Here is a 16,844-nt window from a genome sequence, read left to right as displayed (position 1 = left end):
ATTTATTGAGTTAAATGAGAGATAGAATACAAGCCACGCGTTTCACTTGTTTTACGTTTTATTTCTTCAAGGGCCTTTTTCTCGCTTGCGGCAAAGAGTGAATTAATTAAACGGTTAAAGTGGTTGTGCATGGCTTTACGGGCTGCCGATGAGTCATGGCTGGCGATAGCATCATAAATACATGTGTGCTCTTGTAAACGCTGCTCGTCGCTTTGTGAACACACATCGTCATAGGCCGCGATGATTTGTGGCTCGCTGCGTCTTAACTTCCATAAGTTTTGAATTGACATGAAAATTGCGTTGTTACGGGTCGACTTAGCAATGATCTCATGAAAGCGTTGATCAGCTTCAATCGCCATTTCTGGCACTTGCATATCATCTAAACTTTGCTTTAAATCGGCCAGTTCGTGATCTTGAATTGTTGCCGCTGCTAAGGCCGCAGCTTCAGCTTCAATGAGTGCTCTGGCCTGTGTTAGTTCAAATGCACTAATGGGCTTATCGCTAGCCTCTACTTTATTAGTGTCTGTAACAAATACACCCGAGCCGGTCTTAACTTCAACACGGCCTCTGACTTCAAGCGCAATAATAGCCTCTCGAATTGTAGGCCTACTTACTTGATGAGTTTCTGCTAATTCACGTTCTGCAGGTAAACGGCTTCCAACATGATAGACACCTTGATCTATTGCGGCTTCTAACTTATCAACAACGTTCCAAAAACGTCTACGCCTTTTCATTTTATATTCCCCAAGTTTAGTAAACGGTAGATGCACAGCTTTGATGTGGATAATAATTAAGCCGAACCGAGTAGGCTAAATCACTCCACAAATTGGTAAAAAAGTTGGTAAAAAAATTAATCTAATTGGTAAATTACATTTCTTAGTTTAGCTTGTCAATTTGCTTTTGTTTTAAATTTAGCTGCAAACAGACGATTGAAACTGCTTTATTTAAATTATTCAGCGCTGAAGAGGAGATGTTGTCATCCGAGAATATTTTTTCATCAATATAATTAGTGGGTTAAATGTATTTATGAACGTTTTCTGTTGGCATGGTATTGCTAGTCGTTAAATCAGTGATGGAAAAATAAACAGCCAAAAATGCGAGGGCTAACTTTATATAACTCGGAATAAATAAAGGGCTCCCAGTGTATTCGTTGAGTAAAATTAAAAGAACAAGTATGCATTCTATAGGGTTGGGATTTGCGCTAGAAAATATGATATTTCCTTATGAGCGCTATTGAGTATCATTTATTATTAATTTAATCGCTCAATACAATTAACCTAAGGCAATTAACTACCCGTTAAATGCTTATTCATGGCGTACGTATTATCAAGCTGTTGCTCTATAAAGCAATAGCTGCCTGAATGAAATAAGCCCTGTAACCTCAAACTTTTTTATTGTAGATGCAGGTACTGTGCTTTTTTTAGCTAACGCCTCGCGTGACATCTTTGCTTTTTTGCGGCGCTCTTTTAAATGCTCAGCAAAAGCCAGCTGCACATCACTTTCGCTTAATAATTAATGATAGAACCTCGCGAACTTGATTGGACATTACTGTGTCCATTTTTGGGTTGTAAAGTTAATGGTTGAATGCGAATTAACTAATATGATTTCTATTGATTGAGATCAACAAGGAAACCCAGCATAAAATGCATAATTTGCGACTGCAAATTTATGCTAGAAGTACTAGCTTTAATAAATGAGGTTAGAGAGTGGCTTTACTAATAAATAGTAAGTGCATTAACTGCGACATGTGCGATCCAGAGTGCCCAAATGAAGCGATTTATATGGGCGCTAAAATTTACCAAATCGACCCTGCAAAATGCACCGAATGCGTAGGCCACTACGACAAACCTACGTGCGTGAGTGTATGCCCAATTGACTGCATAAAGCCCGATCCTAATCACCGTGAAAGTATAGATGAGCTGGCAGAGAAATATGTGAGGTTAACGGGGTAGTTTGTCGGTTGGTTTTTATGCTTAATGGGTTACTACGAAGCGAAAGTGGCGATACTGTCGCAGCAATCAAACTGCTCGCATATTGCGTATTGTGATCGATAAATATCCCTTCATATATTTTTAATTAAGTCTCAATAATTCGCGCTCTTTACGGTATGATAACTCAATAATTTGTATTGATATTCTGGTCTGAGATAGCTATGGAAACCGCACCTAAAAAAACCGCCACAAAGCCCGCTACTAAAAAAGTTGCTAAAAAAACCACAAAACAAGCACAAGTCGGGTTTGAAGAATCGCTTTGGGATGCCGCCAATAAACTACGTGGCAGTGTTGAATCAGCCGAATATAAACACATTGTTTTAAGCTTAATCTTTCTTAAATTTATTAGTGATAAGTTTGAAGTACGTCAAAAAGCCATTATTGCCGAGTATGGTGATGAATACATTGATATGGTTGACTTTTATGCGATGGATAACGTGTTTTACCTACCAGAAGACGCTCGCTGGTCATACATTCAAGCCAACGCCAAGCAAGGCGATATCGCTGTAAAAATAGATACCGCCCTGCACGGCGTTGAAAAAAACAATAAATCACTCGCGGGCGCATTGCCCGATAACTACTTTTCACGCTTAGGGCTTGATGCCAGTAAGCTCTCTGCGTTAATCGATACCATTAATAATATCGACACCATTGCCAACCAAAACGAAAAAACAGAAGAAGACTTAGTTGGCCGTGTGTACGAATACTTTTTAGGTAAATTTGCCGCCTCTGAAGGTAAAGGTGGAGGCGAGTTCTATACGCCTAAGTCAATCGTTACACTCATTGCTGATATGATTGAACCATTCGAAGGTAAAATTTACGACCCCTGTTGTGGCTCGGGCGGTATGTTTGTGCAGTCGCTTAAATTTATAAATAGCCATAACGGTAATCAAAAAAATGTGTCTATTTATGGGCAGGAGTACACTAACACCACTTATAAACTGGCAAAAATGAACCTCGCCGTGCGCGGTATTTCGGGCAATTTAGGCGATATAGCGGGCGATACCTTTTTTAAAGATCAGCACCCCGACCTAAAAGCCGATTACATTATGGCAAACCCACCGTTTAACCAAAAACAGTGGCGCGCCGATAACGAACTAGTCGACGATGCCCGCTGGGCAGGCTACCCAACACCGCCTACCGGTAATGCCAACTATGCGTGGATCATGCACATGATCTCAAAACTCAGCGAACATGGCACCGCTGGCTTTGTACTGGCTAATGGCTCAATGAGCTCTAACACCAGTGGCGAGGGCGATATTCGCCAAAAAATAATCGAAAACGATTTAGTCGATTGCATGATAGCCCTACCAGGGCAGCTGTTTTACACCACACAAATTCCGGTGTGTTTATGGTTTATCAGTAAAGACAAACGCGGTAATAACGAAAAAGGCCTACTAAAGCGCCGCGATCGCCAAGGCGAAACGCTATTTATAGACGCCCGCGAAATGGGCACTATGGTTAACCGCACCTTAAAAGAACTCACCAACGACGACATAGCTAAAATTACCCAAACCTACCATATTTGGCGCGGCGAAGAGCTAACCACTGAAACTGCGAAGCCAGAAAGCGCAGATAAAGAGCAAAGCGCACAAAAAGAGCAAAGCGAAAATAAAGAGCAAGAGTACAAAGATGTCGCCGGTTACTGTAAATCAGCCACCCTTGCCGATATAAAAGCGAACGACTATGTACTTACTCCAGGGCGCTATGTAGGCGCGGCCGATATTATCGACGACGGTATCCCGTTCGAAACTAAAATGAGCGAACTTAGCCAAACCCTTTATAGCCAAATGAATCAAGCCGATGAACTTGATAACGCCATTCGTAAAAACTTGCAGGCCTTAGGCTATGGTGAAGAGCGTGATGGAGCAAAACGTAATGACTCATAGTGAAGAACAGCCATCGACTCAAAACGAGCTCTTATTAGTTGATATTCGCCGCATTGTTGAGCAAGCCCGTGGGCAAGTTAAACAAACTGTTAATACCGCCATGCTACAAGCGTATTGGCAAATAGGGCGCTTAATTGTAGAGGATGAGCAAGGCGGTGAAACACGCGCAGCCTACGGCAAAGCAACATTAAAACGTTTATCGCAGCAACTCAGCACAGACTATGGCAGAGGATTTGACATAACCAACCTGCGTAATATGCGCCGCTTTTATCTCGCCTTTGAAAAACGAGACGCAGTGCGTCTCGAATTAAGCTGGACGCATTATCGTGTACTATTACGGGTTGATAGTTCAACTGCGCGCAACTGGTATCGAGATGAAGCCATTTTACAAAATTGGTCGGCGCGCGCGTTAGAACGTCAAATTGGTACGCTTTACTACGAGCGTTTGCTCTCAAGTAAAAACAAACAACCCGTAGAGCAAGGTATTATAAATAACCTACAACCGTTCTTATTAGGGCTTGGTAAAGCGATCCTTAAAATCGTGGAAACGCAGAATTATGGAGAGCGATGCAATGGAAAATAAACATCCTTTATTGCATGAAATAGAAAAAGGTGAAAGCAAAAGTTTAGAATTTAAAGTGCAATTACCAACCAGTAAAGAGTGGGTTAAAAGCATTATCTCGTTTGCCAACTCTGCGGGTGGAAAGTTGGTTATAGGCGTTTCTGATAATAGAACGCTTATAGGTTTGCAACATTTTGACCTATTTGAATTAATGGATAAAATTAGTTCAACAATGCATGAGCTGGTTGCGCCTACGCTATTACCTAATATATATATAGAGAATATTAACGGGGTTGAGTTATTAGTAATAGAAGTGCAGCGCGGAGCATTACTCCCTTATTATTTAAAGAGTAAAGGCAAAGAGCTGGGTTGTTATCAACGTATTGGTGCCACTAATCGCCTAGTCAGTCAGGCGCAAGTGATAGAGCTTGAACGCCAGCGTAACCATATTAGCTTTGACTCACTTATTAATTACGAAGTGGATTTATCAACCCTTGATTTAACGCCACTTCAACAGCGTTTTGCAGCGCATGGTAAACCATTAACGCCAGAAAAGTTATTAAGTTTAAAGCTGGTCAAAAACGATAATAATACGCTTTACCCCACACATGGCTTGTTAATCTTATTAGGCTTTTATGAGCATGTAGAAATAAAATGTAGCCGATTTAAAGGCACCACTATGTCTATCTTTTTAGATAAAAAAGAGTACACGGGTGATCTTTTTCAGCAAATAGAAAACGCAGAATTATTTATAAAAAACCATCTTCATTTACGCGCAGAGGTACTGGGGCTGCAACGCACCGATACCTTTGAAATCCCATTTCCAGCAATTCGAGAAGCATTACTCAATGCGGTAATGCATCGAGATTACAGCAATTTTGGACGAGATATAAAAATAGGTATTTACGATGATATTGTAAATATTGTATCGCCAGGCGGTTTACCAAATGGATTAACTATGCTTGATGCGTTAAAAGGTCGCTCTGAAATTCGCAATACGGTAATTGCAAGAGTATTTAAGGAGCTGGACTTAGTTGAGCAGTGGGGCAGCGGTATACAAAGAATAAAAGAGTATTGCACCAAGGCGAACATCGGTTTACCAGTGTTTTCTGAGTCAGGTGATTTTACCGATTGGGAGTTTCCAAGAAAAATACAAAGTAGTAATGAAGTATCAGTAGCGAGTGATGGAATAAATGATGGAATAAATGATGGAATAAATGATGGAATAAATGATGGAATAAATCATAGTTCGGTTGTTCCTAAAAATATTCAGCCATTGTTAACGTGTATTAAGCACTCGCCTTCATTGTCTACAAAAGTATTCGCTAAACAGCTTAATGTGGGCACGGCAACGGTTGAGCGTCATATTAAATGGTTAAAAGACCACAAGGTAATAAAACGGATTGGTTCAAACAAAGACGGATATTGGCAGGTGTTAAACAATGAAAAATAATAAATATAAACAACTCGCATTTAGCCAAACGTTTTATTACCAAATGAACCAAGCGACTGAGTTAGGTAAAGCGATCCGAAAAAATGTGGAGGCGATGGGTTATGGGCTTTGAGCAAACTACATTTGGCGAATATGCCAAAGTACAAGGTGGAAACGCATATAAAAGTAAGGATTTTATTGAAAAAAGTTCAAATAAAGTTCTTAAAATTAAAAATGTGCGTTTTGGTACAGTTAACTATGCTGATAGCGGATATATATCGGATGAATTAGCTCAAGCAACAAAAGCTTGGCAAGCTAAAGAAGGTGATATATTAATTTCAATGACAGGCTCTGGACCAAATGCACCGCAATCGTTAGTTGGCCGTGTTGCTAGAGTTTGGAAGAATGAACCAGCCGCATGGATAAATCAGCGTGTAGGTAGAATACAATTAAAGAATAAGGGTAGAATTCATCCCGATTTTTTATTCTATTTATTATCGTTACCACAAAGCCAAGAGTTTTTAGTTTCTAATTCATCTGGAAGTGCGAACCAAGCGAATATAAGTGGAAAGATTATTGAATTGCTACCTTGTCCTAAGGTTAGTTTTAATCAAAGTAAATATATCGCTGATATTGCTCGCTCTTTGGATGAGAAAATCATACTCAATAATCAAACAAACCAAACCCTTGAGCAGATGGCGCAGACCTTGTTCAAAAGCTGGTTTGTCGACTTTGATCCTGTGTTCGACAACCTACTTGCGAGCGTTGATTTTAACTTAGAAAACCTTGAAACTAGTCTGCCTGACGAGTTAATACAAAAAGCACAGCGCCGCTTAGTGGCACTGAACAGTTTAAAAAATGCGACAGAATGCAAAGCCTCACTCATTGCGCTCGCTCACGAGTTACAAGCACAGTTACCAACAAAAGAAGCAACACAAGCAGCAGTGCAAATATTAGGTAAAACCGCTGAAACACCCGTTAAAGCAAACTTTAACGCCAACCCTAACATATTGGCCCAACACGCCAACACCCACGCCCACTTCACCAATGAGTTCGAGCACAGCGAACAACTAGGCTGGATACCAAAAGGCTGGAAGCAAAAATATCTAAGTGATTTACTTGAAGTTAAATATGGTAAAGATCACAAAAAATTAGATGATGGAAAGTATCCTGTTTACGGCTCGGGCGGACTTATGCGTTATGCCGAAAGTTTTTTGTATGATGGGGAGTCTGTACTTATCCCTAGGAAAGGCACTTTGAGTAATATTATGCATATAAATGGCTCATTTTGGACTGTTGATACTATGTTTTACACGATCCCTAAAGTACCAAAGGTTGCAAAGTTTATGTTTTACCACTTGAAAGCTTTAGACTTTGCAGCAATGAATGTAGGGTCAGCTGTACCAAGCATGACAACTAAAGTACTTAATAGCTTAGAGCTACTTTTTCCTTCAGTAGAAGTTCTTTATAAGTTTGACAGAGTAATCGAGGATTATTTTAACAAGATAGATTTCAACAAATTAAATATCAACCAGCTTGAAAGTTTACGAAATACTTTGCTACCCAAACTCATCTCTGGCGAATTACAAATACCCGATGTAGCCACTGATGAAGAAATAGTAGATTAACCTTAGCTAAGCGTTTAAAGGCCATAAAAACAACAATAAGGATGTTTGATGAAATTTACTGAAGCCAAATTAGAACAAGCGGTGGTTGAGCTATTAGGCGAGCAAGGCTACCCGCATTTACTCGGTGGTGAGCTAAGCCGCAATAATAGTGAGGTATTAATTAAAGACGACCTTCGTGCTTTTTTAACCAAGCGTTACGCTAAAAATAATATTACCACCGGTGAAGTAGACTCAATTATTGCAAAGCTTGAAAAGCTGCCAGCCAGTGATTTATATGAGAGTAATAAAACCTTTTGTAAGTGGCTCAGTGATGGCTTTTTACTTAAACGGGAAGTACTTAAACGAGAAGTACTGAGTCGCGAGCGTGGCATGGTGGCAGGTAGTGCGGCGCAAAAGGATTTGTATATTCAGCTGCTTGACTACGACAACGTTGAGCAAGGTATTAAAAGCAGCCTAATAGCAGGCAGTGCTATGGCTGCTTTGGATAATATGGCTCTCGATAATGTAAGTGAAGCCAGCGTTACTTACCTGCAAGACGACAACATTTACCGCTTTGTTACCCAGTTAGAAATAGAAAGCCCCACAAGCTACGACAATATTGAACTGCGTATTCCCGATGGCATTTTATATGTGAATGGTTTACCACTAGTTGTGTTTGAATTTAAAAGCGCGATACGCGAGCAAGCCCCTATTTTTGAAGCGTATGAGCAGTTAACGGTGCGCTACAGACGCGCTATTCCGCAGTTGTTTGTGTTTAATACCTTGTGCGTTATAAGCGATGGCGTAAACAACAAAATGGGTAACTTATTTGCGCCGTATCAGTTTTTTTACTCGTGGGGTAAGGTAACGGGGCAAGAGCTAACCGCGCAAGAGGGCATAAACTCGTTACATACCTTATTGCAGGGCTTGTTTGATAAAGCGCGCTTGCGCGATGTAATGCGCAACTTTGTGTTTTTCCCTGATTCTGATAATAAAAGCGCTGGCAAAAAAGAGATAAAAATTGTGCCGCGTTATCCGCAATATTATGCGGCTAATAAATTGTTCGAAAATATAAAACGGCATTTAAAGCCACAAGGTGATGGTAAAGGTGGTACGTACTTTGGCGCAACGGGTTGCGGTAAAAGTTACACCATGCAATTTTTAACACGCTTGTTGATGAAAAGCGTTGAACTTAAAAGCCCCACCATTATTTTAATTACCGACCGCACCGATTTAGACGATCAACTCTCCCTGCAGTTTGGTAATGCTAAAACCTACATTGGCGACGACACAGTTAAAACAGTCACCAGCCGTACTCACTTACGCGAGTTACTTAAAGGGCGTAATAGTGGCGGTGTATTTTTAACGACCATTCATAAGTTTACCGAAGACACTCAGTTATTAACCGAGCGCACTAACGTTATTTGTATTTCTGATGAGGCGCATCGTAGCCAAGTTAATCTTGATCAAAAAATTACTATTACCGACAAAGGCCCTAATGCCGGAGTGAGAAAAACCTTTGGTTTTGCTAAATACCTGCACGACTCACTGCCCAATGCCACCTATGTTGGTTTTACTGGCACGCCAGTCGACGCGACTTTAGATGTATTTGGTGAAGTGGTTGACTCGTACACCATGACCGAATCGGTCAAAGATGAAATAACCGTGCGCATAGTTTACGAAGGCCGCGCGGCCAAAGTGTGTTTAAACAACAGTAAGCTGGCCGAAATTGAAGCCTATTACAAAGAATGCGCCGATGCTGGCAGTAACGAGCTGCAAATAGAAGACAGTAAAAAAGCCACCGCCAACATGAATAGCATTCTAGGTGACCCAGACCGTATTAAAGTGTTAGCAAAAGATTTTGTACAGCACTACGAAAAACGTGTTGAAGAATGCTCAACAGTTGCAGGTAAGGCAATGTTTGTGTGCAGCTCGCGTGGCATTGCTTATCAGTTGTATCAAGAATTAGAAGAATTACGCCCAGATTGGTTTGAGGTTGTCGACTCTTTAAACGAGCAGGACAACGCTCAAAATTTATCGGATACCGAGCGAAAGCGTGCTATTAGCGAAGGCCGTATTGCAGCCCCTTCTGAAAAAGTAAAAATGGTGATGACGCGTGGTAAAGACGACGTCTCACGCTTGTATAATTTACTTGGCAGTAAAGACGAGCGTAAAGAGCTTGATAAGCAATTTAAAAACAAACATTCAAACTTTAAAATAGCCATAGTGGTAGACATGTGGCTAACCGGTTTTGACGTGCCATTTTTAGACACCATGTACATTGATAAGCCACTGCAAAAGCACAGCTTAATACAAACTATTTCGCGGGTTAATCGCCAGTTTGAAGGCAAAGATAAAGGCTTGGTAGTCGACTACATCGGTATTAAATCTGAAATGAATAAAGCGTTAGCGCAGTATTCAAAAACAGACGAAACCAACTTTGAAGATATTACCGCGTCGGTTATTGAAGTAAAAAATCACTTAGCGCTACTTGCCCAGTTATTTCATAAATTTGACAGCAGCCCTTACTTTACAGGCGAAGCAGTTACGCAGCTAAATAACTTAAACCACGCCGCCGAGTTTGCGCTAATTACTGAAAAGCGCCAAAAGCGTTTTATGGATTTAGTTAAGCGTTTAAAAGCCGCTTACGATGTATGTTGTGGTAGTGAAAAAATTAACGAAAACGAGCGTAACCACATTCACTTTTACCTCGCTATTCGCTCTATTATTTACAAGCTAACCAAAGGCGAAGCGCCCGATACCGCGCAAATGAACGCCAAAGTACGTGAAATGATAGCCGAAGCCCTACAAAGCGACGGCGTAGAAGAAGTATTTAAACTCGGCAATGAAGACGGGGGCGAAATTGATATTTTTAATGACGACTACATCGCCAAAATAGAAAAAATAAAACTCCCCAATACCAAAATTAAAATACTGCAACAAATGCTAGCTAAAGCCATAGGCGAGCTTAAAAAAGTAAACCAAACCCAAGGCATCGACTTTACTAAACGCTTTGAATCGCTAGTACAGCGCTACAACGAGCGAAAAGAAGATGACGTACTGGTAAGCAGCGTACTAGATGACTTTTCAGAAAGCATGGTTGATATGATTTACAGCGTACGCGACGAAATGAAAGCCGGCGACGAGCTAGGAATCGATATTGAAGAAAAAGGCTTTTACGATGCATTAAAAGCACTTGCCGTTAAATACGACTTTGACTACCCCGAAGATAAGCTCATTGAGCTTGCCCAAGCGGTAAAAGTAATCGTAGACGACAAAGTTAAATTTGTAGATTGGAACCACCGCGAAGACATTAAATCATCCCTAAGAGTAGAGCTTATTTTAATACTGGCTAAATTTAAGTACCCACCAATCAGCCGCGATGAAGTATACAAAGAAATATTTGAACAAGCGCAGAGCGTGAAAGCGAATAAAGAGGGGTAAAACATCCGTTAACTCGTTTATTTTGCTGACTGAGTTTGCAAGATTTCGGTTGAGTGCTTTTTATTTACTTTAATAAAATAACGGCCTAAGAAGGTTTACATGACAATAATAAACTGGGGTCTACTTGGCCCTGATAAACTTGAATCTGAACGACGTACTCGCACCTTGGGTCTTGCAGTTGCTGTACGTGCATTTAATGACTTGGCAGTACCTAATTTAGGTGGGGTAAAATTTAGTAAAAATGTTTTTTTAGCCTGTTTGGGCATTCATGTGGCTGAAAAAGTAAGATTAGAAGGTAAGCAGGTAAGTAACATACAAGTTGCAAATGCAATTGAAGCGCTCGGCTGTATTTTGTCGTTTGAAAAAAATAATTGGCAGTCTGATGAAAGGTTAAGGGGAAACTCCAAGTTAGCAGGTGCAAAAGATTTATCATATAAAGTAGTTGGCGCTAACAATTATTATGTAACACAGCCTATGCGTATGGCTACTGTGCAATTATTACCAGGGCTTGGGTTAGTTGAATCACAAGGAGAGCGATTTAATAGCTATAGTTTGAACGACAATGGATTGAAGTTAGTTATTGCCGGCTGCGCTGATTTTAAATGTCATAACAGTAGTATTGTTAATTTTTTAGTTAAGTGGGTGCTAGGTAATCATAGAAGCCCTAGAGTAAGTGGTTTAATAAAGGCGCTAGCGCCTATTTATAGTTTAGCGGCAGACGCTAAAGCCATTTTAAAAGATCGTTTGGTTTCTGGTAATGATGAGTCTGCACTTCGAAGAAGAAATGCATTAACGTGGGTTAGTAATATAAATACAAACCCATGTATAAATTGGCGAAAACCATCAGAATTAACAGACTTACATTTTAAAGACATAAAAAGCGGAGCTTACTTTTTCATACTCAGAGATAGTGTGATGATGTTATTAGACGCTATTGAAACCGCAGTTGCTAATGAAAAGTCGGGGAGTTTAGATTTACGTAAAGGCACTCCTTTAGATTTGCAAAACGCATTAACCAGAGTGAAGTCGGCAGCAACTAGTTTTGTTAATTTAAGCCATGATCCTACGCCTGATAAATTAGCGCTGAGTTTTGCACGTGAATGCTTACAAAGTCAGGATGAATTAATTATTTTAAGTGTTGTTGAAAGAGATAATTTAGTACTTAAAGTAAGAGATAAAGCTGTTATTAAAGGATCTGCTTTTGGTGGCGAGCAGCAAGAAGCTAACGACGCTGGCGAAACAGAAAGCTTGTTTCCAAAAGGCGTTTCATTTCGTTTTTGGAACTTGTATTTACTGAATATTGACTTCGATGGGCAGCTTGATATGTGGCTAAATAAAAAGGAGAAAGCAGATGAGTAATCCATTACCACTTTCTTTATCGGCTTATTTTGTGCCACCGACAGATTGTATTGGTGAATTTGGCTTGTTGACTGGATATTCGGCAGATACTCACTTTTTTAATGATGCACTTGATAAGTTTACGCAAACAATTAAATCACAAAGAGCCTATGAAGGAAGTGGTTATTTAGCCATGATGTTAGACCCAAACCATCACCAGATATCTGCGGTTGACTGCCCTGGGTTGGTTCATTTAGCAGCTAAATCTAATACAGAAAAAAAGTTTAGATTGTTACATGCAAAAGTAGCGTTATTACTATTTAAAAATAAGCTAACAGAGCAAAAAATTATTAGGGTTATTGTGTCTACGGGGAATTGGACACGCCAAACAATAGAAGACAGTTTAGATATGGTTTGGTCGATTGATTATGAAGTAGCCTATAGTGATAATCATCAAGTGCAAACTGATATTGCCAAGGTGAATGATTTTATCAATCACACTTTAACTTTTTTTAATATCGATATATTAAATAGCGTAAGAATAGAAAATAAAGCAACAGCAACAGCAACAGCAATAGCAACAGCGACAGCGACAGCGTTAAGGTTTAAACACTATCAACATGTTTTAGGTGAAATTAAGCCAGTAAAAAATGTACAACCTCGCTTTTTTGATAATACAAAGCAAGCACTCATTACACAGTTACCACATTTAATAAAAACACATAGTAATAATACAAAGTGCAATTATTTAGCCCTTGGTTCTGGTTTTTATGAAGGTGGAGATAATAAGAGCAAAGTGCCAAAAGTGATTTCTGAGATTGAAAAAGTATTACAGCAGGCTGGTCTCTTAACTAAAACAGCTGAAAAAGATATTTATGTCAACCCTGATAATTGTCAACTAGTCGCTCAAACTTTAGATATATTAAATACAAATGATTGGTCAGTTAGGCCTGCTTACGATGCTGTTTATCAAAGTAAAAATTATCGAAGATCATTGCATGCAAAGTTTATATTTTCAGCCAAAAATGGAAGTGACGATATCTGCAAAAGATCATGGTTGTATTTAGGGTCAGGAAATTTAACAACGCCTGGCTTTTTAAGTAAAGCAAGTTTGCATGGCGGCAACCTAGAAGCGGGAGTTGTGTTTTCTCCAAAAGAATTGAGTTGGTATGGCGAAGATGACTCAGCTAATTGTATTAGTGATAAATTGCCTATTAATTGGGATGAAGAAACTATTATTACAGATGCTACGCAGTTGTGCTCAGGGAAAGGGATGCCAGAACTCGACGGTGAATTTGTAGCTGCACCGATAAGTTATTTTACTATTTGTAGCTTAACTAAGACAGGTTGCTTATTACGACCTAATACTGATGATACAAAAAGCTATCAAGTTTGGTACGCTGAAAATTACGCGTGTGAGTGTAAAGGTGAAAATATAATTTGGCCCGATAATACTCCGAGGCAAGTGAAAGTTACGTGGAATATCAAAGATGAGACGCACAGCATTTATATACCTGTATTCGATGAGTTTGGACGAATGGCAGCAACCGCTTTGCCTGAGTTAGAGATAGATGACGCATGGAACTTGCTAGGCGCATTCCCTACTTTGCCCGCAGAGGACGGTTTCGATGGCGAGGTGCTAGATGAAAGTCATTCAGTGGCATTAAATTGTCAGCAAGAGGCATCAGGTTCTAATTATTATATAAATAAAATGATGTTATTGATTGAACATGTAGCACAAAAACAAACAGAACTAGATCCATTCAACTGGGAACAGTGGTGTTATCGTTTAGAGCAAATATTTTGTCAAATGAGTAAGTCAGCAGCAATCTTTTACTTTAAAGAAATTAATATTAATCCATTGTCCCCTTTATGGGCAGCCCCTTTTAGACCTCTTTTTGCAGAAGACTCAAGTACTGAGCAAGGTCGTTTATATGAGTCATTATTAAGAAAAATTGAACATAGTTTGGAATTGAATCAGTTAATAACGCTTGGAGGCAAAGGTGAGTAATTTTTTAGGTTGGGAAAAGGTTGCTAAAATAATAAAAGATACTCTCGCATTCAATGAGCGTCTGAACTCAACCCAAAAAGAAAGTGTAAATGCGATATTAAATAGGATAGCTAACACAGGAGTAATTATTGCTGATGAAGTTGGCATGGGTAAAACACGAATAGCAGTTGAGCTTATCCATGCTGTTAAACAAGCAGGTGGTCGTACAGCCATTATTGTGCCCACAACATTAGGATTCCAATGGCAAAAAGAGCTTAATGATCGCGAAGCAGATTTAGCGCCACAGCACACAGTAAATAGTCTCTGGCGTTTTATGTCTGCTTGGGCTGATGGTGATAAGCAAGAGCATTGGGATAAACAGTCGGTTATTTTATTATCTCAAAATTTTGCGAATTGGCGCATTGGTGGTAATTCTCATTCAAGTCGTTGGGCACTGCTACCAGAAGTGTATGCACAGTGGCGAAAAGCTAAAAATAACAGGTTACCTAATGGTTACAATAGCCATGAAGACCTAAAATATATGGATGCTGAATATTGCGCACGTAGAATAGTTGAACAAACATATTACTTATCGAATAGTGATCCTAGAAAGAAAATTTTATATTGCATCATTGAAAACTTTGAATGGGGTGTAAATTCATTTGGCGGGGATAATTTTTCTGCTGGAAGTGAATACCGAAATTTGTTGGAAAAAACGGTAGGTTTAGGACTCGGTTCATTTGACTTAGTTGTTATAGATGAAGCACATAAAAGTCGAGGTGAAAGCAGTAGCTTAAGCCGAATTTTGAATGAAATTATTATTCAAAATGATAATGGTCGCCGGTTAGCTATGACGGCTACACCTGTTGAGTTAAATGTTGAGCAATGGCAACAAATGCTCAATAGAATAGAGTTATCCGAATCTGATCAGCAGCCTATTTTAAAGAGTGTTGATAACTATGCTAAAGCTGTCGCTAAACTCAAGTTATATTGGAAGGTTGATGAGCAATCTCGGTTGAGTTTTCAGCGGGCCGCTAGAGCGTTTGAGAATTCGTTGAAACCTTATTTATTAAGAAGAGATAAGCGACAAGACCCAACAATTCAACAATTTCACTCTGTTTCAAATTTACCAATTAATGCATATAGGAAGCATACCCAGGTAGAAATTAAAGTAGAAGAACTATCAGAGCAGTGGAAGCAAATAGTGTGCTCTGTTGAAGGGCTATCTGCTGCTTCAATTATGCAAGATGCGACTTCAAAAAGAGCACGACTTACACTAGCTAATGGTCACGGGATTGCTGCAATTATAGATAACTCAGCTTATTCATCTCATGAAGATGACGAGCTAGAAAATGATTTGAACAATGATGATAGTAAAAAGCTTCAACGGGCTCACTGGTGGAAAAAACAGATTACTGAGGTATATGCAAGTGGAGATGAATCGTTATATCAACATCCTGCATTATTAAAAGTTATTTCAGAAATTGAAAATAATTTAATGTTGGGTCAAAAAGCATTAGTGTTTGGTAAGTTGACCAAGCCTATGAGGATATTAGTTAATTTATTAAATGCAAGAGAAATGCTACGCAGGCTAGATAAAAAAGAGTTTTGGCCTCAAACTAAAGTTCATATCAGTGATAAAGAAAATGATGACTCTGAAGTGCATGCGGCCAAATTTGCGTCAAAGCAACTTGGTTTAAATTGGAGTATTGATGAAATAAATGATCGTTTAAAACGTCAATATGAAAAGCATGCTAATCAAGTTGATCAAACTAAACAACACCTGATTGAAAATATTGAACACTCAATCTCTTTATTGGATACACGTTGTGAACAGCTCTTCAAAGCATTTAAAAAATCTGTTGAACAAGCCTGCTCAGAGGAACATGCTGTTCTTACCTTTATGACGCGTGCTATTTATGAGCTATCAGATTCAAGCGATTTTAATTTAACATCTGAAGAGGTTGCTCAGGGTTTTATTGATCTAATGGGTGCAGTCACAGCAGAGAATGAAGGTGATGCCGATGGTGATGGTCAATTAGATGAAAAAGAAGCAAGCAAGCTTTGGCCCTGTATAGAAGCAAGGGTAAAAGAAGAGTATGAACATGTTAGAGGTGGCATGGCGCGCTTAATGTATGGGAATACATCAGCGGCAAGTCGTCGCATGTTACAGCTGGGTTTTAATCGTAAGAACAGTTTTCCTTATGTGTTAGTTGCACAGTCAGTAGTTGGAAGAGAAGGGTTAAATTTACATCAAGCTTGTCGGTTCGTATATTTATTACACCCAGAGTGGAATCCTGGCGTTGTTGAGCAACAAATAGGTCGTGTTGATAGGCTCGGATCTCGTTGGGAGAAAGAGTTTTATGAGCAACAAGACCAAGGGGGAGAGCTTCCGTTTATTGAAATTAAGCAGGTTATATTTAAGGGAACTTATGACGAATATAATTGGCAGGTATTGCATGCACGCTGGGATCAACTTCGCTCACAATTACATGGAGTTGTCATCCCTATAAGTGAACGAGATGATGCGTTTTCACATTATTATGATGAATTATGCTCAGCTGCACCGGATTTTACTCCTTGATATAAAA

The 16,844-nt window shown here is 39.4% G+C and carries 12 protein-coding genes; 10 read left to right on the top strand and 2 right to left on the bottom strand.

Going from position 1 to position 16,844, the window contains the following annotated elements; genetic code table 11:
* Positions 1-2: 2 nt before the first annotated feature.
* Together ADS77_RS00540 and ADS77_RS00535 are read right to left on the bottom strand one after the other, a co-directional pair.
* Entirely contained in the window at positions 3-734 is a 732-nt protein-coding gene (locus ADS77_RS00540; RefSeq protein WP_054204096.1) for a FadR/GntR family transcriptional regulator, read from the bottom strand.
* A gap of 592 nt (positions 735-1,326) precedes the next feature.
* Positions 1,327-1,494 (bottom strand): helix-turn-helix domain-containing protein, encoded by a 168-nt coding sequence (locus ADS77_RS00535; protein WP_405630015.1) that lies wholly within the window; start codon positions 1,492-1,494, stop codon positions 1,327-1,329.
* A 212-nt stretch (positions 1,495-1,706) separates the two neighbouring features.
* Here ADS77_RS00535 and ADS77_RS21465 point away from each other — a divergent pair, with 212 nt between their 5' ends.
* The 10 genes from ADS77_RS21465 (at position 1,707) to ADS77_RS00495 (ending at position 16,837) form a co-directional block, all read left to right on the top strand.
* Entirely contained in the window at positions 1,707-1,952 is a 246-nt protein-coding gene (locus ADS77_RS21465) for a YfhL family 4Fe-4S dicluster ferredoxin (RefSeq protein WP_082355570.1), read from the top strand.
* Positions 1,953-2,152: 200 nt separating this feature from the next.
* Positions 2,153-3,880 (top strand): type I restriction-modification system subunit M, encoded by a 1,728-nt coding sequence (locus tag ADS77_RS00530; RefSeq protein ID WP_054452323.1) that lies wholly within the window; start codon positions 2,153-2,155, stop codon positions 3,878-3,880.
* Entirely contained in the window at positions 3,855-4,463 is a 609-nt protein-coding gene (locus ADS77_RS00525) for a DUF1016 N-terminal domain-containing protein (protein ID WP_235575687.1), read from the top strand. The genes ADS77_RS00530 and ADS77_RS00525 overlap by 26 nt, the downstream gene beginning before the upstream one ends.
* Positions 4,453-5,895, top strand: a complete 1,443-nt coding sequence (locus ADS77_RS00520) for an ATP-binding protein (protein ID WP_054452321.1) — start codon at positions 4,453-4,455, stop codon at positions 5,893-5,895. The genes ADS77_RS00525 and ADS77_RS00520 overlap by 11 nt, the downstream gene beginning before the upstream one ends.
* Positions 5,885-6,007 carry a hypothetical protein gene (locus ADS77_RS22850; RefSeq protein WP_268794789.1) on the top strand — a complete coding sequence of 41 codons (123 nt, stop codon included), beginning with the start codon at positions 5,885-5,887 and terminating at the stop codon, positions 6,005-6,007. The genes ADS77_RS00520 and ADS77_RS22850 overlap by 11 nt, the downstream gene beginning before the upstream one ends.
* Positions 5,997-7,502, top strand: coding sequence for a restriction endonuclease subunit S (locus ADS77_RS00515; RefSeq protein ID WP_054452320.1), 1,506 nt, complete (start codon positions 5,997-5,999; stop codon positions 7,500-7,502). Before ADS77_RS22850 ends, ADS77_RS00515 begins: the two co-directional genes overlap by 11 nt.
* 48 nt (positions 7,503-7,550) lie before the next feature.
* Positions 7,551-10,925, top strand: a complete 3,375-nt coding sequence (locus ADS77_RS00510) for a type I restriction endonuclease subunit R (RefSeq protein ID WP_054452318.1) — start codon at positions 7,551-7,553, stop codon at positions 10,923-10,925.
* A gap of 99 nt (positions 10,926-11,024) precedes the next feature.
* Positions 11,025-12,284, top strand: a complete 1,260-nt coding sequence (locus ADS77_RS00505) for a hypothetical protein (RefSeq protein WP_054452316.1) — start codon at positions 11,025-11,027, stop codon at positions 12,282-12,284.
* On the top strand, positions 12,277-14,274 hold the full coding sequence (locus tag ADS77_RS00500; RefSeq protein ID WP_054452314.1) for a hypothetical protein: 1,998 nt from the start codon (positions 12,277-12,279) through the stop codon (positions 14,272-14,274). The genes ADS77_RS00505 and ADS77_RS00500 overlap by 8 nt, the downstream gene beginning before the upstream one ends.
* Positions 14,267-16,837 (top strand): DEAD/DEAH box helicase, encoded by a 2,571-nt coding sequence (locus ADS77_RS00495; RefSeq protein ID WP_054452312.1) that lies wholly within the window; start codon positions 14,267-14,269, stop codon positions 16,835-16,837. Before ADS77_RS00500 ends, ADS77_RS00495 begins: the two co-directional genes overlap by 8 nt.
* Positions 16,838-16,844: the final 7 nt, after the last annotated feature.

Origin of the sequence: Pseudoalteromonas porphyrae (genome assembly GCF_001298125.1) — a bacterium.
GTDB classification, from domain to species: domain Bacteria; phylum Pseudomonadota; class Gammaproteobacteria; order Enterobacterales; family Alteromonadaceae; genus Pseudoalteromonas; species Pseudoalteromonas neustonica.
The sequence above is the reverse complement of the archived record's forward strand: the minus strand, read 5'-3'. Positions and strand labels throughout refer to the sequence as shown.

What these genes read in the sequence shown, in the direction of transcription:
- ADS77_RS00500 (WP_054452314.1), top strand. Translation starts at nt 12,277, where the DNA reads ATGAGTAATCCATTACCACTTTCTTTATCGGCTTATTTTGTGCCACCG.
- ADS77_RS00540 (WP_054204096.1), bottom strand. Translation starts at nt 734, where the DNA reads ATGAAAAGGCGTAGACGTTTTTGGAACGTTGTTGATAAGTTAGAAGCC.
- ADS77_RS00530 (WP_054452323.1), top strand. Translation starts at nt 2,153, where the DNA reads ATGGAAACCGCACCTAAAAAAACCGCCACAAAGCCCGCTACTAAAAAA.
- ADS77_RS00520 (WP_054452321.1), top strand. Translation starts at nt 4,453, where the DNA reads ATGGAAAATAAACATCCTTTATTGCATGAAATAGAAAAAGGTGAAAGC.
- ADS77_RS00505 (WP_054452316.1), top strand. Translation starts at nt 11,025, where the DNA reads ATGACAATAATAAACTGGGGTCTACTTGGCCCTGATAAACTTGAATCT.
- ADS77_RS00510 (WP_054452318.1), top strand. Translation starts at nt 7,551, where the DNA reads ATGAAATTTACTGAAGCCAAATTAGAACAAGCGGTGGTTGAGCTATTA.
- ADS77_RS22850 (WP_268794789.1), top strand. Translation starts at nt 5,885, where the DNA reads ATGAAAAATAATAAATATAAACAACTCGCATTTAGCCAAACGTTTTAT.
- ADS77_RS00525 (WP_235575687.1), top strand. Translation starts at nt 3,855, where the DNA reads ATGGAGCAAAACGTAATGACTCATAGTGAAGAACAGCCATCGACTCAA.
- ADS77_RS00515 (WP_054452320.1), top strand. Translation starts at nt 5,997, where the DNA reads ATGGGCTTTGAGCAAACTACATTTGGCGAATATGCCAAAGTACAAGGT.